The organism is Campylobacter sp. VBCF_01 NA2 (genome assembly GCF_027797205.1).
Classification (GTDB): Bacteria; Campylobacterota; Campylobacteria; order Campylobacterales; family Campylobacteraceae; genus Campylobacter_B.
In genome coordinates this window covers 1010280-1034258 of the sequence record NZ_CP115607.1, presented here as the reverse complement: position 1 = coordinate 1034258, position 23979 = coordinate 1010280, and the positions used below count along the sequence as shown (strand labels likewise).

Annotated in this window: 27 protein-coding genes; 20 read left to right on the top strand and 7 right to left on the bottom strand. The window is 41.6% G+C overall.

Annotated features, from left to right (window positions below; genetic code table 11):
* Nucleotides 1–17 precede the first annotated feature (17 nt).
* The 3 genes from PF027_RS05340 to PF027_RS05330 all read left to right on the top strand — a co-directional run bounded on the left by PF027_RS05340 (nt 18) and on the right by PF027_RS05330 (nt 1742).
* Entirely contained in the window at nt 18–176 is a 159-nt protein-coding gene (locus tag PF027_RS05340) for a hypothetical protein (protein ID WP_270870572.1), read from the top strand.
* Between the two features lie 80 nt (nt 177–256).
* The gene (gene fabG, locus PF027_RS05335) at nt 257–1000 is read left to right on the top strand and encodes a 3-oxoacyl-ACP reductase FabG (RefSeq protein WP_270872417.1); all 744 of its coding nucleotides are present in this window, start codon (nt 257–259) and stop codon (nt 998–1000) included.
* Nucleotides 1001–1127: 127 nt separating this feature from the next.
* Entirely contained in the window at nt 1128–1742 is a 615-nt protein-coding gene (locus tag PF027_RS05330) for a hypothetical protein (protein WP_270872416.1), read from the top strand.
* Between the two features lie 472 nt (nt 1743–2214).
* On the opposite strand, the gene PF027_RS05325 is transcribed toward PF027_RS05330, so the two are convergent.
* On the bottom strand, nt 2215–3195 hold the full coding sequence (locus PF027_RS05325; protein ID WP_270872415.1) for a helix-turn-helix transcriptional regulator: 981 nt from the start codon (nt 3193–3195) through the stop codon (nt 2215–2217).
* Between the two features lie 117 nt (nt 3196–3312).
* On the opposite strand from PF027_RS05325, the gene acpP reads away from it, so the two are divergent.
* The 4 genes from acpP to rho all read left to right on the top strand — a co-directional run bounded on the left by acpP (nt 3313) and on the right by rho (nt 7145).
* Nucleotides 3313–3546: an acyl carrier protein gene (gene acpP / locus PF027_RS05320; protein ID WP_270859356.1), complete on the top strand. Its 234-nt coding sequence runs from the start codon at nt 3313–3315 to the stop codon at nt 3544–3546.
* 29 nt (nt 3547–3575) lie between these two features.
* Nucleotides 3576–4790 carry a beta-ketoacyl-ACP synthase II gene (locus PF027_RS05315; protein ID WP_270864609.1) on the top strand — a complete coding sequence of 405 codons (1215 nt, stop codon included), beginning with the start codon at nt 3576–3578 and terminating at the stop codon, nt 4788–4790.
* Nucleotides 4790–5725 carry an acetyl-CoA carboxylase carboxyl transferase subunit alpha gene (gene accA / locus PF027_RS05310; protein ID WP_270870577.1) on the top strand — a complete coding sequence of 312 codons (936 nt, stop codon included), beginning with the start codon at nt 4790–4792 and terminating at the stop codon, nt 5723–5725. Before PF027_RS05315 ends, accA begins: the two co-directional genes overlap by 1 nt.
* Before the next feature lie 64 nt (nt 5726–5789).
* Nucleotides 5790–7145: a transcription termination factor Rho gene (rho, locus tag PF027_RS05305; RefSeq protein ID WP_270859359.1), complete on the top strand. Its 1356-nt coding sequence runs from the start codon at nt 5790–5792 to the stop codon at nt 7143–7145.
* Between the two features lie 56 nt (nt 7146–7201).
* On the opposite strand, the gene PF027_RS05300 is transcribed toward rho, so the two are convergent.
* The 6 genes from PF027_RS05300 to PF027_RS05275 form a co-directional block, all read right to left on the bottom strand.
* Complete coding sequence (locus PF027_RS05300; protein WP_270872414.1) at nt 7202–7825, bottom strand: hypothetical protein; 624 nt, start codon at nt 7823–7825, stop codon at nt 7202–7204.
* Nucleotides 7826–7976: 151 nt separating this feature from the next.
* On the bottom strand, nt 7977–9926 hold the full coding sequence (locus tag PF027_RS05295; protein WP_270872413.1) for a tetratricopeptide repeat protein: 1950 nt from the start codon (nt 9924–9926) through the stop codon (nt 7977–7979).
* Entirely contained in the window at nt 9923–10843 is a 921-nt protein-coding gene (locus PF027_RS05290; RefSeq protein ID WP_270868082.1) for an ABC transporter permease, read from the bottom strand. The genes PF027_RS05295 and PF027_RS05290 overlap by 4 nt, the downstream gene beginning before the upstream one ends.
* The gene (locus tag PF027_RS05285; protein WP_270877218.1) at nt 10843–11631 is read right to left on the bottom strand and encodes an ATP-binding cassette domain-containing protein; all 789 of its coding nucleotides are present in this window, start codon (nt 11629–11631) and stop codon (nt 10843–10845) included. Before PF027_RS05285 ends, PF027_RS05290 begins: the two co-directional genes overlap by 1 nt.
* A gap of 139 nt (nt 11632–11770) precedes the next feature.
* Nucleotides 11771–12634, bottom strand: coding sequence for a signal recognition particle-docking protein FtsY (gene ftsY, locus PF027_RS05280; RefSeq protein WP_270872410.1), 864 nt, complete (start codon nt 12632–12634; stop codon nt 11771–11773).
* Nucleotides 12634–13221: a TlpA family protein disulfide reductase gene (locus PF027_RS05275; protein WP_270872409.1), complete on the bottom strand. Its 588-nt coding sequence runs from the start codon at nt 13219–13221 to the stop codon at nt 12634–12636. Before PF027_RS05275 ends, ftsY begins: the two co-directional genes overlap by 1 nt.
* Nucleotides 13222–13302: 81 nt before the next feature.
* On the opposite strand from PF027_RS05275, the gene PF027_RS05270 reads away from it, so the two are divergent.
* The 13 genes from PF027_RS05270 (at nt 13303) to galE (ending at nt 23978) form a co-directional block, all read left to right on the top strand.
* Nucleotides 13303–13920 (top strand): 5-formyltetrahydrofolate cyclo-ligase, encoded by a 618-nt coding sequence (locus tag PF027_RS05270; protein WP_270869041.1) that lies wholly within the window; start codon nt 13303–13305, stop codon nt 13918–13920.
* Entirely contained in the window at nt 13853–15406 is a 1554-nt protein-coding gene (rny, locus tag PF027_RS05265) for a ribonuclease Y (RefSeq protein WP_270859364.1), read from the top strand. The genes PF027_RS05270 and rny overlap by 68 nt, the downstream gene beginning before the upstream one ends.
* A gap of 19 nt (nt 15407–15425) precedes the next feature.
* Entirely contained in the window at nt 15426–15998 is a 573-nt protein-coding gene (locus PF027_RS05260; protein WP_270861941.1) for a lipid-binding SYLF domain-containing protein, read from the top strand.
* A 32-nt stretch (nt 15999–16030) separates the two neighbouring features.
* Nucleotides 16031–16594 (top strand): DedA family protein, encoded by a 564-nt coding sequence (locus tag PF027_RS05255; RefSeq protein ID WP_333720325.1) that lies wholly within the window; start codon nt 16031–16033, stop codon nt 16592–16594.
* On the top strand, nt 16587–17021 hold the full coding sequence (locus tag PF027_RS05250; protein WP_270872408.1) for a ribonuclease domain-containing protein: 435 nt from the start codon (nt 16587–16589) through the stop codon (nt 17019–17021). Before PF027_RS05255 ends, PF027_RS05250 begins: the two co-directional genes overlap by 8 nt.
* Nucleotides 17021–17278 (top strand): barstar family protein, encoded by a 258-nt coding sequence (locus PF027_RS05245; protein ID WP_270872407.1) that lies wholly within the window; start codon nt 17021–17023, stop codon nt 17276–17278. The genes PF027_RS05250 and PF027_RS05245 overlap by 1 nt, the downstream gene beginning before the upstream one ends.
* Before the next feature lie 81 nt (nt 17279–17359).
* Nucleotides 17360–18364: a type I glyceraldehyde-3-phosphate dehydrogenase gene (gene gap / locus PF027_RS05240; protein ID WP_270861938.1), complete on the top strand. Its 1005-nt coding sequence runs from the start codon at nt 17360–17362 to the stop codon at nt 18362–18364.
* A gap of 1 nt (nt 18365) precedes the next feature.
* Complete coding sequence (locus tag PF027_RS05235; RefSeq protein ID WP_270869036.1) at nt 18366–19577, top strand: phosphoglycerate kinase; 1212 nt, start codon at nt 18366–18368, stop codon at nt 19575–19577.
* A complete protein-coding gene (locus PF027_RS05230; protein WP_270872406.1) occupies nt 19574–20266 on the top strand; it encodes a triose-phosphate isomerase in 693 nt (230 codons plus the stop codon). The genes PF027_RS05235 and PF027_RS05230 overlap by 4 nt, the downstream gene beginning before the upstream one ends.
* Complete coding sequence (fabI, locus tag PF027_RS05225) at nt 20263–21081, top strand: enoyl-ACP reductase FabI (protein ID WP_270866091.1); 819 nt, start codon at nt 20263–20265, stop codon at nt 21079–21081. The genes PF027_RS05230 and fabI overlap by 4 nt, the downstream gene beginning before the upstream one ends.
* A 53-nt stretch (nt 21082–21134) precedes the next feature.
* Complete coding sequence (locus PF027_RS05220) at nt 21135–22115, top strand: 3'-5' exonuclease (RefSeq protein ID WP_270877217.1); 981 nt, start codon at nt 21135–21137, stop codon at nt 22113–22115.
* Nucleotides 22108–22944, top strand: coding sequence for a DNA ligase (locus PF027_RS05215; RefSeq protein WP_270877216.1), 837 nt, complete (start codon nt 22108–22110; stop codon nt 22942–22944). Before PF027_RS05220 ends, PF027_RS05215 begins: the two co-directional genes overlap by 8 nt.
* Nucleotides 22945–22988: 44 nt before the next feature.
* Nucleotides 22989–23978, top strand: a complete 990-nt coding sequence (gene galE / locus PF027_RS05210; RefSeq protein WP_270859375.1) for a UDP-glucose 4-epimerase GalE — start codon at nt 22989–22991, stop codon at nt 23976–23978.
* Nucleotide 23979 lies beyond the last annotated feature (1 nt).

Here is a 23979-nt window from a genome sequence, read left to right as displayed (position 1 = left end):
ATTGTAAAAGGGTAAAAATGCAAAATTTGATTGACAACTTCATATCTGGCTTGGAGGCGAAATTCTGGGATATTCATATACCTTATGAAAACTGGGGTAATTTTTTAGGCTATGATATGAGCAATATATTTGCCGTAATTGTGATTTTTGCATTTTTATACATAATCTGGCGCTGAAATTTTTCAAATAAAGAGCGAAAATGCTTTATTTACGATAACCCGCTATAATGCGCAAATTTTTCAAAAAAGGATAAAAAATGAAATTTAGTGGAAAAAATGTCTTAATCACAGGTGCAAGTAGAGGAATCGGCGCAGATATCGCAAGAGTGCTAGCTAGTATGGGGCTTAAAGTGTGGATCAACTACCGCTCAAAGCCTGAGCTAGCTGACGCGCTTTTAGAAGAAATTAGGGCAAACGGAGGCGAGGGCGCTGTGGTGAAATTTGACGCGACAAACGAGGCTGAATTTATCGAAGCGATAAATGCGATAATCGAGTGCGACGGCGAGCTAAGCTACCTCGTCAATAACGCAGGTATCACAAACGACAAACTAGCCCTTCGTATGAAGCTCGAAGACTTCACCGGCGTAATCGACGCGAATTTGACCTCGGCTTTCATCGGCTCACGCGAGGCGCTAAAAGTGATGAGCAAAAAACGCTTCGGTGCAGTCGTAAATATCGCCTCAATCGTCGGCGAAATGGGCAACGCAGGGCAGGTGAATTACAGTGCGAGCAAAGGTGGCATGATAGCGATGAGCAAGAGTTTCGCCAAAGAGGGTGCGAGTCGCGGAGTGCGCTTTAACTGCGTGACACCGGGCTTTATCGCTACTGATATGACAGACGCTCTAAGCGATGAGGTCAGAGCGAACTACGAGGCAAATATCCCGCTTAAACGCTTCGGAAGCGCGCAAGATGTGGCGCACGGCGTGGCGTTTTTGCTTAGCGATTATGCTAGCTATATCACCGGCGATGTGCTCAAAATCAACGGCGGACTTTATATGTAACCAAATTTTGCCGAATTTTCGGCAAAATTTTAAATTTTCTTCTTAAAATTCTACATTTTTATTTTTTGACACAATATGACAAAAAATCCATGTAAAATTGCTCCAAATCAAAAACAAGGAGCAAAAAATGGAAATTTCACTCACAAGAGCGTTGGCCGAGATTAAGTTGATTGATAAAAAGTTGCAAGGTGGGGATTACAAATTAGCCAAAGTCGCAATAAATGGCGTTTTGGTAAATGCTAGCAACCAAACTCCGCAAGATTTCTTAAAATACGCCAATGGCGTGCTGGATAGCAGGGCGGATTTGCGCAAGAAAAAACGCGCGCTCAAAGGTGCAGTTGCCAAGGCAAATGTGCAAAACACCATTAAAATCGGCAAAGAAGAGCTGTCTATCATCGAGGCTATCGAATACAAGGGCATTGTGAGCGCCTGGATCGATGAATTATCTATGATGATTGCTTGCCTTGATGAGGCGGCGAAAATCAAGGAAAAAGAGGAAGCCAAAACCGAGGAAAAGGCGCAAAAAACGCTAGAATCTATCTATGGCACAGCCAAAAACACCTTACCAAAAGATACTATCGAACAAACTCTAAAAAGCTTCCGCGATGCCTATAAAATCGAGATTATCTCGCCACTTACTTTGGAAAAAGCGATCGCGCAAAAAGACGAGCTAGCCACGCTTTTAAGCGAGATTGATTTGAGTCTGTCTGAAATCAACGCTAAAACGATGATTGAAATCTAACCTCGCGCAGGTTTGCGAAATAGGGCGAAATTCGAGATTTGATACCGCCCTAGCGAGCATATCGAAAATGAGCGAAAAAGGAGACCAAGAAAGCGCCACTTGGCAAAAAACGGCGCGCTAACAAACTATAAAGATCTGCTAAATCTTTTAGAGACTGTGTATCTCATCTGGCTCATAACCAGAATCAGGCTTGTTTCCTGAGCCGCTTAAAGTGCAAAATTTATAGTTTAAAATGCAAAGATTAAATTTCAAATTTAGTTTTCGCAAAGTTGAAATTTTATGATGCGTGCTAGTTTTGCGCGCCTTAAAGTTATTTAAAATCCTAGGTAAGGTTTTATAAGTTTTTTTCCTTGATCTTGCTTGTTTGGACTAGGCTGATATGCTCGCTAGGGCGGTAGTTTGGGGGTAGAAATAAAACAGAATTTCGCCTATTTGCGCAGGGAATTTAGCCTGAATTTGTCATTAAATTTGGCTAGGAATTTGGCTTTTGTGGCGGGAGTTTTCCGTGTGTATTCTCATAAAAGTCCCTAGCTATGCCCTTTACGATACCTTCTAGCTTGCGTGGGGCTAGGACTTTTATGCGCGGAAGCCACTGCTTGATGATGTTTAAAATTTCGGCGAAATTTGTCACGCTAAATTCGACATTTATGCTCCCGTCATCGTTTTCGCAAATGATTTCTTGGGTAGGGTAGAATTTTTTGAGCCTAAAATACTTGGCGTGCTCTTGCGGGATTTGCAAAATTACTTTGATTAAATTCGCCCTGAAATTCGGCGAATAGCTTGCCCATGGCGAGTTTATGAAATGCAAAAAATCTAGGTAATTTTGGTCGCGCTTAAATTCGTGCCCGCTAAATTTGACCTCGCTCATCATCGCGATTCGAAAAATCACATGCGCGTGCTTGTGCGGGCGTTTTTGCAGTCCTGCGAGGTAGAAATTTTGCTCCATAAACATTATTTTATACGGCTGGATTGTAAAGTGTGAAATTTTGCCCGCGTTTGTGTATTTAAACGAAATTTCTTTTTTATAAGTTATCGCGCGCTCTAAAATTTTAAACACTTCCCGCCTAGCAAAAATTTCCTCGTAAGGCTTGTGTTTAAAGATATATGGGCTCTCATCTAGGTTTTTTAAAATTTTATCTTGCATGGATTTGCTTAAATTTTTCGAAATTTCTAGGCTGGATTTGTGAAAGAGTTTTATGATTTCTTTAAGCATAAAAAATTCGCTCGAATTTAGCATATTTTCAAAAATCGCTTTTTGTGAGCTTTGGTAATTTCCGCCCCCTAAATGCACGAAAATATCGCCAAAAATTTCTTTGATGACCTCCAAATCTCGCCTTAGCGTGCGCTCGCTGACGCTGTATTTATCCGCTAAATTCGCCAGATTTAGCACACTGCCTTTTTGCAAATCATATATGATTTCGATCACGCGTTTGACCGAGCTATCTTTACTCAAAATTTAACTCCAATTTTTATAATGTCAGGGCGCGTATTATAGTAAAAATGTTTAAATTTCGATACTTTAAGCAAACTTATTATAATATAACGAGTTATTTTTTTAAAGGAGTTCCAAATGGCAGCATTTGAAGATGTAAGAGATGTAGTTGTGGAGCAACTTAGCGTTGCACCTGATCAAGTAAAACCAGAAGCAAAAATTATCGAAGATTTGGGCGCTGATTCATTAGATGTAGTTGAGCTAGTAATGGCTTTGGAAGAGAAATTTGGCATCGAAATTCCAGATAGCGAATCAGAAAAATTAGTAACAATCGGCGATGTCGTAAGCTATGTAGAAAGCTTAAATAAATAATTTAAATTTTAAATTTTAAGGAATTGATCTTGAAAAGAGTCGTAGTAACCGGAATTGGCATGATTACAGCCCTTGGCCTTGATAAAAAAAGTAGTTTCGAAAACATTTGCAGCGGAAAAACCGGAGTAGGCAAGATTACACTTTTTGATGCGAGCGAATTTCCAGTTAGCATAGCAGCCGAAGTTAAGGATTTCGATCCTAGCGTGGTTGTCGAAGACGGCAAAGAGATCAAGAAAATGGATAGATTTATTCAACTAGGACTAAAAGCTGCCACAGAGGCTATGCAGGACGCTAAATTTAGCGAATTTGACGCTGATGAGTTTGGTATCAGCTCAGCCGCTGGAATCGGTGGTTTGCCGAATATTGAGATCAACTCAAATGTCTGTTTGCAGCGTGGTCCTAGGAGAATTTCTCCATTTTTTATCCCGTCTGCACTAGTAAATATGCTAGGCGGATTTATTTCTATTTATCACAATCTCAAAGGTCCAAATTTAGCCAGTGTTACAGCTTGTGCGGCATCTACTCACGCTATCATTGAGGCGGCGAAAACTATCCAAGTCGGTGAAGCGAAAAAAATGTTAGTCGTTGGCGCTGAGGCTGCGATTTGCCCTGTCGGTATCGGTGGATTTGCCGCTATGAAGGCACTTTCTACTAGAAATGACGATCCTGAGCATGCAAGCAGACCGTTTGACGGGGAGAGAAATGGCTTTGTTATGGGAGAGGGCGCAGCTGCGCTTGTTTTAGAGACTTACGAGGACGCAGTTGCAAGAGGGGCTAAAATTTATGGCGAGCTTATCGGATATGGTTCTAGCGGTGATGCGTATCATATTACTTCGCCTACGCTTGATGGTCCGCTTCGCGCTATGAAAAAGGCCTATAAAATGGCTGGCGAGCCAAAGGTTGATTATATCAACGCTCACGGCACATCTACTGCGGTAAATGACAGAAACGAAACAGCAGCTCTAAAAGAGTTATTTGGCGCAAATGTCCCAGCTGTAAGCTCGACAAAGGGTCAAATCGGGCATTGTCTTGGAGCAGCTGGTGCGATCGAGGCAGCGGTTGCCCTACTAGCTATGGAAAGTGGAATTATCCCTCCTACAATCAATCAAATTTCAAAAGATCCAGAGTGTGATTTGGACTATGTCCCAAATACTGCGCGCAAAGCACAGATTGATTGCGTTATGAGCAATAATTTTGGCTTTGGTGGCACAAATGGATCTGTAATCTTCAAAAGAGTGAAATAATGGCAAGTTATCTTGATTTTGAAAAATCTATTAAACAAATAGATGATGATATCGCCAACGCAAAAATTCGTGGCGATGAGGACGCGGTTGAGATTTTAAACAAAAATTTAGAAAAAGAGGTCGCTAAAATTTACAAAAATCTTAGCGAATACCAACGCTTGCAACTAGCCCGCCACCCAGATCGTCCTTATGCGATTGATTATATCAGAGCGCTTTTAAAAGACGCTCACGAAATCCACGGCGATCGTGCGTATCGCGATGACGCGTCGATTGTGTGCTACCTAGGTATCATCGGCACACGCAAAATCGTCGTAATCGCAGAACAAAAGGGTCGTGGCACAAAAAACAAATTAAAGCGAAATTTCGGTATGCCTCACCCAGAAGGTTACCGCAAGGCTCTAAGAGTGGCGAAATTAGCCGAAAAATTTAATCTGCCTATTTTATTTTTAATCGACACTCCGGGTGCATATCCTGGAATCGGCGCCGAAGAGCGCGGACAAAGCGAGGCAATCGCACGAAATTTATACGAACTTAGCAATCTACGCACTCCAACAATCGCCGTAGTTATCGGCGAGGGCGGAAGCGGTGGCGCGCTAGCTATCGGCGTAGCTGATAAATTAGCAATGCTACAAAACTCAATCTTTTCAGTTATTTCGCCAGAGGGCTGTGCGGCGATTTTGTGGAACGATCCAGAAAAAAGCGAAGCAGCGACAAAAGCGTTAAAGATTACCGCTGAGGAGTTAAAAGAGCTTGATCTAATCGACGATGTCATCGAAGAGCCTAAAATGGGCGCTCACAGGGACAGAGACGGTACAGCAAAACTGCTAGGAAACTATGTTTTAGCCGAGCTTGACAAGCTAGCAAATCTCTCAATTGATGAGATTATCACTCGCAGACAACAAAAAATTCTAAAATTTGGTGCGTTTAAGGAATAAAATTTTATAATTACAGCTACCTTTTACCGCCAAATTTTAAATCTTCAAATTTCAAAGAGGAACAATGGAAAACACTAAGGAAAATTCAACCCAACAAACCCAAACCGCCCCACAAGCACCAAATCACACGAAAAAAGTTCATGCTAAAACTCATGTCCCAGTAGAGGGATATCAAATCGAAGAGCTTCGCGCTATGGATTTAGAAAACCTTGTCGCAATCGCTGATGAGCTAGGTGTGGAAAATTCTCGCGAATTTCGCCGCCAAGAGCTCGTGTTTGAGATACTTCGCATGCAGACAAAACAGGGCGGATTTATTTTATTTACTGGAATTTTAGAGGTTACGCCTGAGGGATACGGCTTTTTGCGAGGAATCGACTCAAACCTTAGCGACAGCGCAAATGACGCTTATGTCAGCCTAAGCCAAATTCGCAAATTTGCCCTTCGTGTGGGCGATATCGTTACAGGACAGGTCAGAGAACCAAAAGATCAAGAGAAATATTACGCGCTTTTAAAAATCGAAGCGATTAATTACAAATCAATCCAAGAAGCCAGAGAAAGACCGCTTTTTGATAATCTAACTCCGCTTTTTCCAACTGAAAAATTACAGCTCGAATACGATCCAATGAAGCTAACTGGTCGTGTGCTAGATCTTTTTACGCCGATTGGCAAGGGTCAGCGTGCGCTCATCACAGCTCCGCCTCGCACAGGTAAAACTGAGCTTATGAAGGAGCTGGCAAACGGAATTACGAGAAATCACCCAGAGGTCGAGCTTTTGGTGCTTTTGGTAGATGAAAGACCAGAAGAGGTTACCGATATGGAGCGCAGTGTGCGTGGTGAGGTGTTTAGCTCGACTTTCGATCAGCCTGCGTTTAACCATGTGCGCGTGGCTGAACTCGTGATCGAAAAGGCAAAACGCGCCGTCGAAATTGGCAAAGATGTGGTGATTTTGCTCGATAGCATTACTCGCCTTGCGCGCGCTTACAACACCGTAACCCCAGCTAGCGGTAAGGTGCTAAGCGGTGGTGTCGATGCCAACGCACTTCACAAACCAAAACGCTTTTTTGGAGCGGCGCGAAATATCGAAAACGGCGGATCGCTTACTATCGTGGCGACTGCGCTAATTGAAACTGGATCTCGTATGGACGATGTGATTTTCGAGGAGTTCAAAGGCACCGGAAATAGCGAGATTATCCTAGATAGAAATATCAGCGATCGCCGAATTTACCCAGCGATTAATATCACAAAATCAGGCACGAGAAAAGAAGAGTTGCTCCAAGGTGCGCAAAATTTGCAGAAAATTTGGGCTATTCGTTCTGTGGTCTCTACTATGGACGATGTCGAGGCACTGAAATTTTTATACCCAAAAATCCTAAAAACCAAAAACAACGCAGAACTTTTATCGATTATGAACGAGCAGTAGAAATTTTGCTTTTGCACAAAAGCAAAAGCAAAATTTTTATTTTATCTTCTACAATTTTAATTTATTTCAAAAGTTTTTAGTTTTTTATAGAGTTCGGCATTATGTAGTTCTCTGCAAATGTCTTTATTTTCATTTATATTTTTTGTTTCTATAATGTATTTACTGCCACTTTCTTTCAAAACCATCTGAGCGCAAAATTCTATTTGCCCCTTTGATTTCAAGCCTACACTATATTCTATTGGTTTGCCTACTTCAAGTTTTTGTTTTAATGCTTCATCTTTAAAATGTCTAACCGTGGTCATAGATTGTAAATCCCTAAATTCTCCACGCAAAGAAAAATCATCTCTTATCTGTTTTAGTGCAGTTTCAAACTCTTGCGAGTAAGCAAGTCCAATTGGTGTTGTTTTTACTTCTTGTCTAGTCATCCCAATGCTAAGCATACCTAGTAGCATTGGTGAAGTAGCAAAGGCGATAATGATTAATATCCAAGAAATAATCGCAACTAATTTTGAAGCAACTCCTTTAATCGCCTTAATCGTAGCGATAATCGCACAAACAAGAGCAAGCGGAACAAATAAAATTCCTAAAAAGAAAATTCCTAAAATAGCAAATACGATAGCCAAAATTCCAGCCGTATTGCCACTACCTTGATTGATAACTATGATTTTTTCATCTTCCATAAAAACTCCTTAGAAAAAATAAAGAGTGATTATAGCCCCCCCCGTTAAAATTTGCTGAATTTAAGCTTAATACATAAATTTTACGCGTAGTACTTGGAATTTGGAAAATTATATTAAATTTTTATGGACGAGTAAAACTCGCCCATAAATTTTATTTCGCATTTTTTGCTTTTTTATACATTTCGCATGAGTTGTATCGCTCTGAATTATCGCCCAGATCGCACCCCTCGCCGTAATACTCGGCAGCTTTTGCCATATTTTTCTCTACGCCTACGCCATCATAATACATGGCACCCAAACTTCTGCAAGCCAAAGCAAATTCGCCATCGCAAGCTTTTTTGTAAAATTCCATTGCTATATCATAATCCTGTCTTGCGACATCGCCTTTGTAATAAATATTTCCAGCGTAATAACAAGCACTCGTATTTTCTAACTCGCAAGCTTTTTTGTAGGTTTTTGTCGCTTTTCTGTTATCAGGTTTAATTCTAGTCATATATGAGTTGCGTCCATATCCATTCCAGTATAAATTAGCAAGTTTCAAACAATCCTCGACATTATTTTTTTCGCAAGAATTCTCCAAATCCCGAAGTTCGACCCATTTTTCTAAATTTGCGCACGCTTTTTGCACACCGTTATCGCACGCCTTAAAAAGCGCATTTTTGGCTTCGTCATATTTGTAGCTTTCTTTTTTGTATTCGATTTCTGCTGCGTTCATACCCCAGATATTGCACGCTTCGTAGTTGTTTAGCTCGCAGGCTTTTTTGTAAAATTCTTGTGCTTTGGCTAAATTTGGCGCAATGTATTGGAAATATCTCTCACTTTCGTTTCCGCGTGCGTGCATTTTGCCTGCTTGCAAGCACGCATCAGAGCTGTTTGCGTCGCAGTCTTTCTCAAATTCGCTAAGTGTGTATAGCGCGCCTAAATTTTTGCATGCGATTTTGACATCCGCATCGCAAGCCTTGCGGTAAAAACTTCTTGCTTTACCAAAATCCACATTTATCGTATCGTCTGGGTTGGTGCGACTATTGTGGCCGTCTAGGTAGATTTTGCCCACCATGTAGCAGCTGCCGTTGATATCTAGCCCGCACGCTCTATCATATAGCCTTGCAGCTTCGGCTACTTCGTGATCTCTGTCGGTTGAGAGATAAAAATCAGCCAACCAATGGCAATTTAGCGCGTTTTCTAGCCCACTTCCAGCCTTGCAAAGTTTTTCGTGATTTGCGGTTAAAACTATGATTTTTTCTTTTAGCTCGTCGATTTTACGCTCTTTTTCTTGTCTGTCTTTGATATCGAAAATCCCCATAGATCGCTCGGTTGCGACGATTTGTTTTTGGCAGCCTGTTACGATATTTCCGTCGCAGGCGCGTTTGGTAGCATTTAGCGCGGTTTCTCTGTCTTTGCTCGATAAATTGTTGTAGTTTTTCATATAGATATTTGCCACTTCATCGCAAGATTTCGCCTCGCCACAATCGCAGGATTTTTGAAAGACTTTTAGCATTACAGCTTCGCTTACGGTTTGGTTGTTTTCGTAGTTTATGCCTTGTAGGTAGTATTTCCTGCCGTCCCCTGGCTCGCATGCTTTATCTTCCAAGGCTTCGAGTGGTTTTAGGGCTTTGATTTTAGCATCGATCTCTTTTTGAGCCTCTTCTTTTTGCCTTTTTATCTCGTCGCTCATACATTTTTCGTTGCCAACAAGGGCTTCAAATTTTGCCTGGGCGGGTTTAAATTTTTTGTTTTCAAAGGTATCTTTGTAAATTTCACTTGCTTTGTTGCAATTTCCCTCGTTTTCGTAAATTTCGCCCAAATTTACGCAACTTTCGTGGTGGTTTAGATCGCAAGCTTTGAGATATAGCGTTTTTGCATTTTCGTTTTCTTGCTTTGAGGCAAAAATCGCGCCAGCCTTGTTGCAACCCACGGCATAGTTTAGCTCGCAGGCTTTTTGGTAAAATTCCTGCGCCTTTGCGTTATCTCCACTTTGCTCGTAGGCTTTCGCGCTTGCGAAGCACTCTTTGGCATCCCCACCTAGGCACTCAGCGTCGTTAGCGTTCGCAAAGCCAAACGCAAAGCCACAAACAAATAAAAATTTGGCAAAATTTTTCATATTTGTCCTTTATTAAATTTCAAATTTGATTTTTTAAATTTCGGTGTGTTTAAAAAGATAAAAATTTTCTGCGCTAAGATGAAGTAAAACGCGCATAAAATCGTTATTAACAGCAGGTCGTATATCCACATACTCACGCCAAATGCGCTTTTGTGTGAGCGGAAAATCCCTGATTTGTCCTCATCGGTGATAATCGTGGCTTTTAGGGAGTTGTTCATATTTTGGTAGTTGCCGTTTTCGTCGATTAGCATTTTATAATTTGCCGTTACAAGCGCCTCAAACCCCACAGGTATGGGCATGATGATAGCAGGTGGCGGCATACGCTCATAGTCACTTTGCCATAAAAATATCGCCTTGTGAAGTTTGTCGTAAGGCACGAGCCCGCTTAACATGATTTGAGGCACGAGCAAGATCGCAAGGCTGATTGATGCCATTTTGTCGTTATGCACGAGGCATGAAGCTACCAGAGCCATAGCGTAAGAGCAAATGAAAATAAACGAGCAAATCAGCCAGTTTGTGCTAATTAGCACGCCTTCTGGGATTTGGAGCATGGATTTGGCTGAGATTGTGAGCAAATAGCACTGAAAAATGCCAATTATCAGCGCGACGCTAAATTTCGCAGCGAAAAATTTATACAAACTAAGCCCGCTACGGCTAAATTTACGCATTAACTCTTTGTCGCCGTAAATGTCATAAATGCCCTTTAAAATCCCCAAAAACGCCGCAGAAATGGCGATAAAAAAGAGATAATCCACATAATGGTCGTTGTCTATGAAACTATCGCTGTGAGAGAAAATCCACGCGATAAAATACCCCAAAAACCACGCCACGCCAACCACGCCAAAGATGAAGTATTTGGCGTTGCGTAGGGTGTTTCGAAGAAGCTCAATCTGGGTGAAATTTAAAATATCTTTCATCATATACTCTTTAAAAATTCATTGTATTTTTTGTGAAGTTCGAGCGTATCAGCTCCCGCATAATCGCAACCTAAATGCTCGCTAAAAAACTCTGCCAAGCTCATAAATTTCGTCGTTGCTAGGCTAGTTGGTTTTTTGCCATTTTCCTTTTTGATTTCTTCAAAAAGCAAAATTTTATCAAACATCTTTATCATCTCTAAATTTGGCTGGTGAATTATCACCATGACGATTTTTGGGGCGTTCATGCTTTTGCCGTCGGCTATGTCGCGAAGGCTTTGCAAAACCTGAATACTGCCTGCGGTGCTAAGCCCGCTGGTTGGCTCATCGGCAAAGAAAATTTCATTGCGTGATAAAAGCATTTCCATTGCGATATTTACTCTTTTGCGCTGACCGCCACTAATCGCCCATTTACCGCCTTTATATACTGGGCTGTTTTGCACCTTGCCCAAATTTAGGCTACTAATCACTTCGTCAATGCGCGAAAATGCCACACCGTGCAATCTGGCGTAGTGTTTGAGATTTTCATAAACGCTAAATTCTTTTATCAAAATATCATCTTGCGTAATCAGCGAGATTATATTTTGGTCTAAATTTGGCGCGCCGTTTATTCCAAACTCGCCATTTTCGCATTTTGCTTCGCCAAAAAACAGACCCAAAGTCGTGGATTTGCCCACGCCACTTGGCCCCATTACAGCTACCATTTCGCCACTATTAGCGCGGAAGCTTAGTTTTGATACAATAGGATTTTTCCCGTATGAGAGGGTGCAATTATCCGCATAAATTTGCATTTTTCTACCTAAATTTTGAAATTTTAACAAAGTCAGATTATATTCTTAACGCACTTACATTGGGGTTAAATTTGACTAAATTTAAAAAGAATTTGCAAATTTAGTTTTTTATAAATTTGCAAATTTAAAGTGAAATTTCTTATTCAAAAAGTCCATCGACTAGGGTATCGACAAACTCATCTGGGTTAAATTTGATCAAATCGTCCATACTCTCGCCCACGCCGACATATAAAATCGGGATTTCTAGCTCGCGCGCAATCCCAAAAAGCGCGCCACCTTTTGGCGTGCCGTCGAGTTTGGTGATGATAATACCATCAAGCTTGGTGATTTCATTAAAAGCTTTGGCTTGGATTACGCTGTTGTTTCCTTGTGTCGCATCAAGTACGATGATTTTACGATGTGGCGCACCCTCGCAGGCTCTGGCTGAGATACGCACGATTTTTTCTAGCTCGTTTGCTAGGTTTTTTTGGTTTTGAAGTCTGCCGGCTGTATCGATTAGCACGCGATCTAGCCCTTTGGCGACGGCTGAGCTAATGGTATCGTAAGCCACAGCCGCAGGGTCGTGGCCTTGCGCGGTAGCGATGATAGGGACATTTATGATTTGCGACCAGCGTTTTATCTGCTCGACTGCGCCCGCCCTAAATGTATCACACGCGCCCAAAATCACGCTATTTCCAGCTTTTTTGTATAAATTTGCCAGCTTTGCGACAGAGGTTGTCTTGCCTGCGCCATTTACGCCAAGGATTAGCTCGACATAAGGCTTAGCAGGGGTGAAATTCTCGTGTTCATACATAAAATATGTCTTCATTACACGCTTCAAATCGCCCTTTTCGACGAATTCGTTAGGCGGGAGATAAAATATAATTTCCTCGATGATTTCATAATCCACATCGGCTTCTAAAAGCATTTCTTCAAGCACATCTTTTGAAATTTTGCTTTTGCCGCGGGCCTCCTTCATAGCCTCAATCGTCTTGCTAAGACCTTTTTTAAAAAAATTAAACATTATAAAATTTTCTCCATTTCGAGTGTTAAAATTTCTTCGGGAATTAAGCCGAAATATTGAGCGCTAAACTCGCCTTTTTTGTCATAAACCACCAAATACGGGATTTCTGAAATGCCTCCAAGCGTGCCTGTGAAAAAATCATTTGCCTCGCCGTAGGCTATTTTAAATTTGGCTTTTACCTTTTTTTCATACTCTTTTAGCTCGTCTAATGAAATCTCATCAGCTATCAAAACAGCCACTACATCGAGCTTATCGCCGTATTTTTCTACGAGTGCATTAAGCGCACTTGCTTGGATTGTGCAGGCATCGCACCACGAAGCAAAAAAGGCAAAAAGCGTGGTTTTGCCACCATTTTCTATGCTAAAACCATTTTTGTTTTTTTGCATATTTAAAATTTGATTATTTGTAAATGTGAGCGAAAACGGCGCAGTGTAATTGGTGCCAATAGTGCTTTCTGTGGGGATATTTTCATTTTCGGCGCTTTGGGTTATCTCTGGCTCGCTATTTGCGCTTTGCTCGTCCTTTTTCTCGCACCCAGCAAGGACGAAAAAACCCATAAGCAGAGCTAGTAAAATTTTAAATTTCATTTGTTGCCTTGTAAATTTTGATGTGGAATTATACTTAAACTTGCTAAAATAGCCGTTAAAATTTAATACAAAGTTAAAATCGTGGAAAAAAATGAATTTAGGAAAATTTGCAAATCTAGGCTTAAATTTCGTGCCAAAATTTCAGCCAAATGCACTTCGTATATCATTTCTAGGCGCATTGCGAATTTAATCCGCGCTCTTGGTGCGCGCAAAATTTTAATTTTTTTGCCACTAAAATACGAGCCCGAAATTTTGTTTTTGAAAAATTTAATGGGTAAAAAATGCGAATTTTATCTTCCACTTATAACGGATATTAATTTAAAAATGGTAAAATTGCGACTTCCTTTTGTCAAATCGCATTTTGGGTTGCGTGAAACACTGCCTCAAAACGGCTATTTTGGCAAGGTGGATCTAGCGGTTATTCCAGTGGTTGGAGTAGATGGAAGGCTCGCTAGAATAGGACATGGTAAAGGATATTATGATATGTTTTTTTCAGGTCTAAAACACAAACCTGCCGTGGTTTTTGTGAGCTTAGAGGATTGTTTCACAAATGAAATTTTATCTTTGAGCCACGATGTGGTAGGTGATTTTTACATTACTCCGAGCAAAAATTACTTTAAAAGAGGAAAATATGATAGAGATCTTAATCGCCTTGTGCGCTCTTGCGGTGGGCGCTGGCATAGGGTATGGGGTAGCTAGAAAAATCAATAACGCAAATTACGATGTATTGATTGAACAAGCAAAAGCAAAGGCAAAAGCCATAGAATTCGAAGCCGAGGGCGTGCTTAGGGATTCTAAAATTTCAGTCCAAGAGGCTGAATTAGAGGCTAAAAAGAAATACGAGGAAAAGTCAAATCATCTCCAAAAAGATTACAACCAAAAATTCAACGAACTGAACAAAAAAGAACAGGCTCTTTTAACCGAACAAGAGGTGCTTAAAAACAGCAAAGCAGATGTAGAAAATGCTAGAAATGAAGCTAAATTTCTCTACGATGAGGGCGTAAATTTAAAGAAAAATTACGAGGAAAAACTAGCCGAATCACTGAAAGTTTTAGAGCGTGTGGCTGGATTTACGCAAAGTGAGGCAAGAGATGAAATTTTGCGTAAGGTCGAGGAACAATCACGCATAGATATCGCTCATATCGTGCGCAAACACGAGGAAGAGGCGAAAAAAGAGGCTAGAAAAAAGGCAAATTATATCATCGCTCAGGCGACTTCGCGTTTTGCTGGTGAGTTTGCGGCTGAACGCCTAATAAATGTCGTAAATATCAAAAACGATGAGCTAAAAGGCCGAATTATCGGTAAAGAGGGTCGCAATATCAAAAGCTTGGAAATGACGCTGGGCGTAGATGTCATCATCGATGATACGCCAAATGCGATTATCGTTAGCTCGCACAATCTTTACCGCAGGGCTATCGCTGTGCGCGTAATCGAGCTTTTGATTGAAGATGGCAGAATTCAGCCAGCTAGAATCGAGGATATTTATAAAAGAGTTTGCGATGAGTTCGAATCAAGCATTTTAGAAGAGGGCGAAAATATCGTTATGGATCTAGGCATTGGCAAACTGCACCCAGAAATTTTAAAACTTATTGGAAAGTTAAAATTCCGTGCGAGCTATGGTCAAAACGCCCTTGCGCACTCGCTTGAAGTAGCGCATTTAGCAGGAATTATCGCAGCTGAGACAGGTGGCGATCCAAAACTAGCCAAAAGAGCCGGACTTTTGCACGATATCGGCAAGGCTCTTACACACGAATACGAGGGCTCGCATGTGGATTTGGGCGCAGAGGTTTGTCGCAGATACAAAGAGCACCCAGTCGTGATTAATGCGATTTTCGCTCACCACGGACACGAGGAGGCTACAAGCGTAGAAAGTGCCGCTGTGTGCGCAGCTGACGCGCTAAGTGCAGCTAGACCTGGGGCAAGGCGTGAAGTATTGGAGAGCTTCCTAAAAAGGGTTAATGATATAGAGACAATCGCACTTGGTAAAAACGGTGTAAAACAAGCTTATGCAATCAACGCTGGACGCGAAATTCGCGTAATTGCCAATGCAAAATTAATCAACGATGATGAGGCTGTGCTAATCGCAAAAGAGATCGCCGAAGAAATCCAAGACAAGGTGCAATTCCCGGGCGAAATCAAGGTCAATGTCATACGCGAACTGCGCGCAGTCGAAATCGCTAAATAAATTTAACTAAGGATAAAAAATGAAAAAAATCATACTTTCACTTTTGCTTTTTGTGGGCGCACTTTTTGGAGAGGACGAGCTTTTGATAAATAGCGCGGGTGCGTATTCGTCTGTGATGAAAAGCAACTCTGCGTATAAATACCTAGCTAATGAAGCCGAGGCTGTGCTGATTTTCCCAAGTGTGAAAAAGCTAGGCTTTATCATAGGCGGAATGTATGGCGAGGGCGTCATCGTCTATAAGGGCGGTCAGGTAAGCGCTGTGGATATTTCAAACGCTAGTATTGGGCTTCAAATAGGCTATGAGGATAATTATTTGGTAATTTTCGTGATGAGTGAGGCTATGATAAATAAAATGCGCAAATCCCAAATCACCCTCTCAGGCGACGCGACAGCCGTGGTTGGCAATTACAGCGCGGATTCTGGCAGACTTGATATGATAAATAAAGATATGTATGTTTTCACAAGCAAGGGTGGATTTTTCGCCGGAGTAAGCCTAGGTGGCTCTGTCATAGAGACCAAAAATAGCGTGGCTTTCGATACTTCCACACAAGAATACAGGCTTTTAATGCAGGTTTTAGGGCGAAATTTTTAGGCTAGATTAAGCGGGTAAATTTCATGGATTCTATGTTTGAAAACCTCCATACTTGGGGATATTTACTACTTTTTTTATACACTTTGGGCGGTGGATTTATCGCCTTGGTGGCTGCTGGAATTTTAAGCTTTACAGGCGAACTTAATATTTGGGTTTGTATAGCCGTAGCCTGCGTGTCGAATTTCTTGGGCGATACGGGGCTGTTTTGGGTCAGTCGCTACAACAAAAAAGATATCATGCCATACCTAAAAAAACAGCGCCGAAATTTGGCTTTGTCGCAAATTTTATTCAAACGATACGGCGATAGGATAATTTTAATCCAAAAATTCATTTATGGGCTAAAAACCTTAGTTCCAATCGCCATTGGTATCACAAAATACTCGTTTTTGAAATTTAGCATTTTAAACGCGGTTAGTTCGCTTGTCTGGGCGCTTATCATCGGACTTTTGAGCTTTTATGCTGGGGATTTTGTCCAAGAAATCTACTCTCATATCAAAGAAAAACCTTATATCGCGCCACTAATCCTAGCTTTGGTTGTAGCAGCGATAATTTGCTATTTTAAATTTGCAACCAAAAAAAGAATCAAAAGTGAGTAAAAAATTTCTAAATTTTGCCCTGATTTTCGGGGTTTTAGCACTAGCTTTTTTTCTATTTTATGCTAAAAATTCTATTTTTCAGGGCACGCAAACCCAAAATAGCGAGCTTTGCATTAGCAAAGAGTGCGTGAGCGAGCATATCAAAGCGCACGGAAAACTGCCTTCAAATTTCATCACCAAAAAGCAGGCAAACGCCCTTGGTTGGAGCGGTGGCGATTTGCACGCATACGCGAAGGATAAATCGATTGGTGGCGATAGGTTTGGAAATTACGAGCGCGCACTCCCAGCTAAAAAGGGCAGAATTTACACAGAGGCTGATATTGATTACAAGGGTGGTGCTAGGGGTAAAAAACGGCTAGTATTTTCAAACGACGGCCTGATTTTTTACACAAAAGACCATTACAAGAGCTTTGAGAGGGTGCAATAATGAAGCAAATCACAATCGACGCAACCAAAGTAAAAAGCAAAGCTGGACTTTATAAATTCATCGCCAAACGCCTAAATTTCGAGCCTGATTACATTACAAATCTAGACGCACTTTATGACGCACTAACCGAGAGAAACGATGCTGAATTTATCATAGAAAACGGCCAAATTTTAAAAGATAAATTTGGCGAATTTTATGAAATTTTGCTAAGTGTTTTTATTGATAGTGGCGTGAAATTTAGCGTCAAAAACAGCTAAATTTTAATCCATTTTACCGTTAATTAACCCAAATTTTTGTAATATTATGAGATTTTTAAAATTTCATTTTAAGGAAAAATTATGGCAACAAAAATTGCAATTAACGGCTTTGGACGCATCGGCAGATGTGCAGCCAGAATCGCGCTAAATCGCGATGATGTGGAGCTAGTAGCTATCAACGATACCGCTAAACGCGACCTTACTAGATACTTGCTTCAATATGACACAGTTCATGGGGAATTTAATAAAAAAGTTGAAATCATAAACGACGATTACATCGCAGTAGATGGCAAAAAAATCAGAGTTTATAGCACCAGAGACGCTAGCGAGCTCGATTTTGCGGGGCTTGGTGCCCAGGTTGTGTTAGAATGCACGGGAGCATTTTTAACCACAGAAAAATGCAAACCATTTTTGGATAACGGCATTAAACTTGTCGTTATGAGCGCCCCTGCTAAGGACGACACTCCGACTTATGTAATCGGCGTAAATCACGAAAGCTACGCAGGCGAGAGCGTGATTTCAAACGCTAGCTGCACCACAAACGGACTTGGCCCTGTGGCTAAAATTTTAGACGATGAGCTAGGTATCGAAAAGGGCTTAATGACCACAATCCACGCTTATACAAACGGCCAAAGCCTAGTCGATGTCAAAAGCCGTGATTTCCGCAGAAGTCGTGCGGCAGCGTGCAATATCATACCGACTACGACAGGCGCAGCCAAGGCGATCAGCCTGATTTTGCCACAACTTAAAGGCAAAATGCACGGACAAGCTGTGCGCGTGCCAGTAGCGAACGTTTCAATGGTAGATTTGACTGTTTCAACCAAAAAAGAGACCACAGCTGACGAGCTAAATGAAATTTTTAGAAAATACGCTAATGGCGCAATGAAGGGAATTTTGGTCGTCGATGATGACAAACGCGTATCAAGCGATTTTTGCACTTCGACATTTTCGACAGCTGTGGCGAGCGATTGCACGCAGGTGATTGGCGGAAATTTAATCAAAGTGCTAAGCTGGTATGACAACGAGTGGGGTTATAGTAACAGATTGGTTGATTTAGCGGTTTTCGCAGCGTCAAAAAGGGGTTAAAATGAGCCAAATTTTAGATATTAAGGATTTGAATTTCACAGACGGCGCGAAAGTTTTTATCAGATGCGATTTTAATGTGCCTATGGACGAGTTTGGCAATATTACAGACGATCGCAGAATCCGCTCATCAATCCCTACGATTCGCTATTGTTTGGATAATGGTGGTTGCGTGATTTTGGCAAGCCACCTTGGTCGCCCAAAAAACGGCTACGAGGAGAAATTTAGCCTTCGCCCTGTGGCAAAAAGACTTGGCAGATTGCTTGATCGCGAGGTCAAATTTGTCGATGATATCGTAGGAGAGCGCGCTAGCAAGGCAGTTAGCGAGCTAAAAAAGGGCGAGCTTTTATTACTAGATAATTTGCGTTTCGAAAAAGGCGAAACCAAAAACGATACTGAATTAGCCAAAAAATTAGCTAGTTATGGTGAATTTTATGTCAATGACGCATTTGGCGTATGCCACAGAGCGCACGCAAGCGTCGAGGCTGTGACGAAGTTTTTCGACAACGAGCACAAAGCGGCTGGATTTTTGCTACAAAAAGAGATTAAATTCGCCGCTGATTTGATTAAACGCCCAGCCAGACCTTTCGTCGCTGTAACTGGCGGTAGCAAGGTCAGTGGCAAGCTCCAAGCCTTGCATAATTTACTCCCAAAAGTCGATAAACTCATCATCGGTGGCGGTATGGCTTTTACATTTTTAAAGGCCGTCGGATACGATATCGGAAATTCGCTTTTAGAAGAGGATTTGATTGAAGAGGCCAAAAATATCTTGCGCAAAGGCAAGGAATTAGGGGTTAAAATTTATATCCCAGTCGATACTATCGCAGCCCCTGCTTGCTCGCAAGATTCTGTTATGAAGCGCGTAACGGTTCAAGAAATCCCAGCTGGCTGGATGGGGTTAGATATCGGACCTGCGACGGTGGCGCTTTTTAAAGAGGCGCTTGATGATGCGCAAACTATCTGGTGGAACGGCCCTATGGGCGTGTTTGAGATCGATAAATTTGCGCGCGGAAGTATGCGTATATCGCATTTCATCGCTGATAGCGACGCTACGACCGTCGTGGGCGGTGGCGATACAGCCGATGTGGTCGAAAGAGCCGGAAACGCCGATGATATGACATTTATCTCCACAGGTGGTGGGGCTAGCTTGGAGCTAATCGAGGGTAAAGAGCTTCCTGGCGTAAAAGTCCTAACTATCGAGGATAGCGAGCAATGATACTAGCCGCAAATTTAAAATGCAATCACACTAGGGCTAGTTTCGAGCGCTATTGCGAAATTTTAAATGCAAATTTAGGCGATGAAATTTTATCAAAGCACGAAATTTTGGTATTTCCGCCAAGTGTGGCTTTAAATTTGGGAAATCACAAATTTATCCAAGGCGCACAAAATTTCTATCCATGCCAAAACGGCAGTTTCACAGGCGAAATCGGCAAAGAAATGCTGGGTGAATTTGGCATTTCTTGCGTTTTAATCGGACATAGCGAAAGACGCGAAATTTTGGGCGAAACAGACGAATTAATCGCGCGAAAATTTGAATTCGCAAAGGCAGAGGGCTATAAAATCATCTTTTGTATCGGCGAAAACGAGGCTGTGTATAAAGAGGGTAAAACCAAGGAATTTCTAGCCTCTCAGCTTGAAAAAATCGATTTAAATTACCAAAATTTGGTCATTGCTTACGAGCCGATTTGGGCGATTGGCACGGGAAATACAGCCACGAGCGCGATAATTGATGAAATTTTAAGCTTTTTGCGCACCAAAACAAAGGCGCCTTTGCTTTATGGCGGAAGCGTAAATCTCAAAAACATCGCCGAAATTTCGCAAATTTCAAGTTGCGACGGCGTTTTGGTCGGCACGGCTAGCTGGGAAGCAGAAAATTTCATAAATCTAATCAAGGAAGCAAAATGATACTAAAAGGTAAAAAAGGGCTAATCGTCGGCGTTGCAAACAACAAATCTATCGCTTATGGAATTGCGAAAATTTGCCACGAGCAGGGAGCAGAGCTGGCTTTTACATTTTTAAATGACGCTTTGAAAAAGCGCGTCGAGCCGATTGCAGCGGAGCTTGGAAGCGATAAAATCTATGAGCTAGATATCAATAACGACGAGCATTTGGCGAATTTACGCGCGAGTTTAGAAAAAGATTTTGGCAAATTTGACTTCGTGCTTCACGCTGTGGCATTTGCCCCACGCGAGGCGCTTGATGGCAAATTTATCGACACTACAAAAGAGGCTTTTAATGTCGCTATGCAAACTTCTGTTTATTCGCTGATTGCGCTTACAAATGCAGTCGAACCTTTGCTAAATGACGGCGGAGCGATTTTGACATTAAGCTACCTTGGTGGCGTGAAATTTGTCCCACATTACAATGTCATGGGCGTAGCAAAAGCAGCGTTAGAGAGCTCGGTTCGCTACCTAGCGCATGATTTGGGTGAGCGCGGAATTCGCGTAAATGCGATTTCAGCGGGTCCGATTAAAACTCTCGCGGCTAGTGGTATCGGCGATTTCCGCCTAATCCTAAAATACAACGAAAAAAATGCCCCGCTCAAACGAAATGTGGATATCTTCGAAGTCGGCAAAAGTGGCGCGTATTTGCTTAGCGACTTTGCCAGCGCAGTTACGGGCGAGATCCACTATGTCGATTGCGGTTACAACATAATGGGCATGGGCGACATCGCCACCGATGACGAGGGCAACACAATCTTAGCGATTGATAAAAACTAATCCTTTTATCCGCCGTTTTGGCGGATAAACTAGCTTGATTTTATGGAAAATTTATGAATAAAAAACAATCTTACATTTGCGTTTTTGATTGCGAAACTGTGCTTGATACTGCGGCTTTGCTTCGAATTTTAGACAAAGAAATCATTGATGAGTGCTATGATGAATTTGACAAAAAAAAATATGCCAAAATTTTGCTTGCTGGAATTGATGCGAAAATTCAGAGCAAAAATGATAGCGTCTCAAACACTCTGCCTAAAATTTACGGCGATGAGCCGATTTTTAACGATGATAAAAGCAAAATTTTAAACCACAAAAAGCTCTCAATCGCGGCAATGGCGCATTTCAAGGAAAAAACAGGAAGCGAGTTTTTGCCTATAAATTTCCACAAAGTCGTAAGTATCAGCGCGGTTTTGGCTGATGAATTTGGCAAATTTGTGCGTGTAAGCACCCTGCAAGCAGACGATGAAAAGGGCAAAATCAAAAAATTTATCGATTTTATCAACTCGCACAATCCACGCCTTGTAAGCTTCAACGGGCGCGGTTTTGATTTGCCGATGATTATGGTGCGCGCAATGGTGCATAATATCAGCGCCAGCGAGTATTTTTGCACTGATGATAAGCTTGCGAACAAGGATAAATGGACGAATTATCGCTCGCGATATGACGGGGTTTTTCACCTTGATTTGCTCGATCATATTTGCGATTTTGGCTCTGTTAGGGGGCTCAAACTCGACTTTTTGTGCGCGTCTTTGGGACTGCCTGGCAAATACGATGTGCATGGTGATCAGGTTTTGGAGCTGTTTTATGACGAAAAGGGCGATAAAATCGACGAATACTGCCAGAGCGACACGCTAAATACATACTGGCTTTTCCTAAAATACGAGCTTTTGCGTGGCAAAATTTTGCTAAATGATTATTTGGATAATCTAAATTTGATGAGCGAGTATCTGCAAAAACACTGCGCCGATATGGGATATAGCGAGATTTTTTGCGAATTTATCGCGCGTGAGATTGAGAAATTTAAAAATGAATAAATTTGCAAAAACGCTTTTTTGTATTTTTTTATTTTTCGCAAATTTGGCTTTTGGCGATGAATTTCGCCCAATGTTGCTGAAAGAATACAAAAAAGGTATGGATATCTCAGGCTGGGTCGTAAGCGAAAAACTCGACGGAATCCGCGCCGTATGGGACGGCAAGACGCTTCGCTCACGCAAGGGCAAAATCATAAATGCTCCCGAATCTTGGACAAAAGGATTTCCAAATTTTATGATCGAAGGCGAGCTTTGGAGCAGGCGAGGGGAGTTTGAAAAAATCGCTTCGATTGTGAGCAAAGCCACGCCAGATGAGCGTTGGAGCGAGATTAAATTTTATATTTTTGATATGCCAAATGAGAGAAAAAATTTGTTTGAAAAGATGAAAATTTTATCAAATTTCATCGAAAAAAACGGCGTGCAAAATTTGGTCGTAATCCCGCAAACTCCGGTTAGTTCGCACGAACAAATCGAAGAAATGCTAAATTTGGTCGTAGAAAATGGCGGTGAGGGGCTGGTGATCCGAAATCCATACGCGCTGTATGAGAGCGGGCGCAGTGCAAATATCCTAAAATACAAAAAAATGCGTGATAGCGAGTGCAAAATCACGCACATAAACCCAGGATATGGCAAAAACAAGGGCAAAATGGGCTCTGTAACTTGCGTGGATATAAAAAGTGGAGTGAAGTTTAAAATAGGGTCTGGTTGGAGCGATGAGTGGCGCGCAAAACCCCCTAAAATCGGCACTATTATCACTTATCAATACCAAAATTTAACAAGTGAAAAAAAGCCTAGATTTCCTACATTTTTGCGCCTTAAACCCGCAATTTAACAAATTAGGGTATAATCAAAAAATTTTTTTAAAAGGAAAATGATATGAAAATTTTAGTTACAGGTGGCGCTGGGTATATCGGCTCACATGTTTTAAAGCAACTTTTAGAATCAAATCGCCATGAAATCGTGGTTGTCGATAATCTTTGCAAAGGCTCAATGAAGGCAATCGACGCGCTTAAAAGCGTGGGCGAGTTTGAATTTATCAAAGAAAATTTGGAAAATTTGCCAGTAATCGAGGAAATTTTTAAAAAAGGAAAATTTGACGCGATTATCCATTTCGCGGCATTTATCGAGGTTGCCGAGAGTGTGAAAAACCCGATAAAATACTATCTAAACAACACCGCAAACGCGATAAATTTAATCGCGCTTTGCCAAAAATACGGCGTGAAAAACTTCATTTTCAGCTCGACAGCGGCGACTTATGGCGAGCCAGAAAACGGCAAAGTAACCGAGGAAAGTCCGCAAGCTCCGATAAATCCGTATGGCAAAAGCAAGCTTATGGTCGAGTGGATACTAAAAGATACAGCCGCTGCGAACAAGGATTTTAAATTTGGAATTTTGCGCTATTTTAATGTCGCGGGCGCGTCAAGCGACGGACTAATTGGTCAAAACTATCCAAACGCCACTCACCTAATCAAAATCGCAACCCAAACAATCACTGGCAAACGCGACAAAATGTATATTTTCGGCGATGATTACGATACCAAAGACGGCACTTGTATCAGGGACTATATCCATGTCGAGGATCTTGCGAGTGCGCATTTAGCGGTGCTAGAATACTTGCAAACCAACGACAGCAATGTCTTTAATGTGGGCTATGGCACTGGATTTAGCGTCAAAGAGGTCATCAGTGAGGCCAAAAAGGTAAGTGGAGTGGATTTTGCGGTCGAAATCGCGCCGCGTCGCGAGGGCGATCCAGCTTGTCTAATCTCAAATGCTTCAAAAATTCGTTTCCAAACAACCTGGGTTCCATGCCACGAGGATTTAGACGAGATAATCCAAAGTGCGCTAAATTGGGAAAGAAAGATTTAAG

What these genes read in the sequence shown, in the direction of transcription:
- gap (WP_270861938.1), top strand. Translation starts at nt 17,360, where the DNA reads ATGGCAACAAAAATTGCAATTAACGGCTTTGGACGCATCGGCAGATGT.
- PF027_RS05275 (WP_270872409.1), bottom strand. Translation starts at nt 13,221, where the DNA reads ATGAAATTTAAAATTTTACTAGCTCTGCTTATGGGTTTTTTCGTCCTT.
- PF027_RS05330 (WP_270872416.1), top strand. Translation starts at nt 1,128, where the DNA reads ATGGAAATTTCACTCACAAGAGCGTTGGCCGAGATTAAGTTGATTGAT.
- PF027_RS05285 (WP_270877218.1), bottom strand. Translation starts at nt 11,631, where the DNA reads ATGCAAATTTATGCGGATAATTGCACCCTCTCATACGGGAAAAATCCT.
- PF027_RS05215 (WP_270877216.1), top strand. Translation starts at nt 22,108, where the DNA reads ATGAATAAATTTGCAAAAACGCTTTTTTGTATTTTTTTATTTTTCGCA.
- rho (WP_270859359.1), top strand. Translation starts at nt 5,790, where the DNA reads ATGGAAAACACTAAGGAAAATTCAACCCAACAAACCCAAACCGCCCCA.
- fabI (WP_270866091.1), top strand. Translation starts at nt 20,263, where the DNA reads ATGATACTAAAAGGTAAAAAAGGGCTAATCGTCGGCGTTGCAAACAAC.
- ftsY (WP_270872410.1), bottom strand. Translation starts at nt 12,634, where the DNA reads ATGTTTAATTTTTTTAAAAAAGGTCTTAGCAAGACGATTGAGGCTATG.
- rny (WP_270859364.1), top strand. Translation starts at nt 13,853, where the DNA reads ATGATAGAGATCTTAATCGCCTTGTGCGCTCTTGCGGTGGGCGCTGGC.
- PF027_RS05220 (WP_270877217.1), top strand. Translation starts at nt 21,135, where the DNA reads ATGAATAAAAAACAATCTTACATTTGCGTTTTTGATTGCGAAACTGTG.
- PF027_RS05245 (WP_270872407.1), top strand. Translation starts at nt 17,021, where the DNA reads ATGAAGCAAATCACAATCGACGCAACCAAAGTAAAAAGCAAAGCTGGA.
- PF027_RS05290 (WP_270868082.1), bottom strand. Translation starts at nt 10,843, where the DNA reads ATGAAAGATATTTTAAATTTCACCCAGATTGAGCTTCTTCGAAACACC.
- fabG (WP_270872417.1), top strand. Translation starts at nt 257, where the DNA reads ATGAAATTTAGTGGAAAAAATGTCTTAATCACAGGTGCAAGTAGAGGA.
- PF027_RS05295 (WP_270872413.1), bottom strand. Translation starts at nt 9,926, where the DNA reads ATGAAAAATTTTGCCAAATTTTTATTTGTTTGTGGCTTTGCGTTTGGC.
- galE (WP_270859375.1), top strand. Translation starts at nt 22,989, where the DNA reads ATGAAAATTTTAGTTACAGGTGGCGCTGGGTATATCGGCTCACATGTT.
- acpP (WP_270859356.1), top strand. Translation starts at nt 3,313, where the DNA reads ATGGCAGCATTTGAAGATGTAAGAGATGTAGTTGTGGAGCAACTTAGC.
- PF027_RS05255 (WP_333720325.1), top strand. Translation starts at nt 16,031, where the DNA reads ATGTTTGAAAACCTCCATACTTGGGGATATTTACTACTTTTTTTATAC.
- accA (WP_270870577.1), top strand. Translation starts at nt 4,790, where the DNA reads ATGGCAAGTTATCTTGATTTTGAAAAATCTATTAAACAAATAGATGAT.
- PF027_RS05300 (WP_270872414.1), bottom strand. Translation starts at nt 7,825, where the DNA reads ATGGAAGATGAAAAAATCATAGTTATCAATCAAGGTAGTGGCAATACG.
- PF027_RS05260 (WP_270861941.1), top strand. Translation starts at nt 15,426, where the DNA reads ATGAAAAAAATCATACTTTCACTTTTGCTTTTTGTGGGCGCACTTTTT.
- PF027_RS05230 (WP_270872406.1), top strand. Translation starts at nt 19,574, where the DNA reads ATGATACTAGCCGCAAATTTAAAATGCAATCACACTAGGGCTAGTTTC.
- PF027_RS05235 (WP_270869036.1), top strand. Translation starts at nt 18,366, where the DNA reads ATGAGCCAAATTTTAGATATTAAGGATTTGAATTTCACAGACGGCGCG.
- PF027_RS05340 (WP_270870572.1), top strand. Translation starts at nt 18, where the DNA reads ATGCAAAATTTGATTGACAACTTCATATCTGGCTTGGAGGCGAAATTC.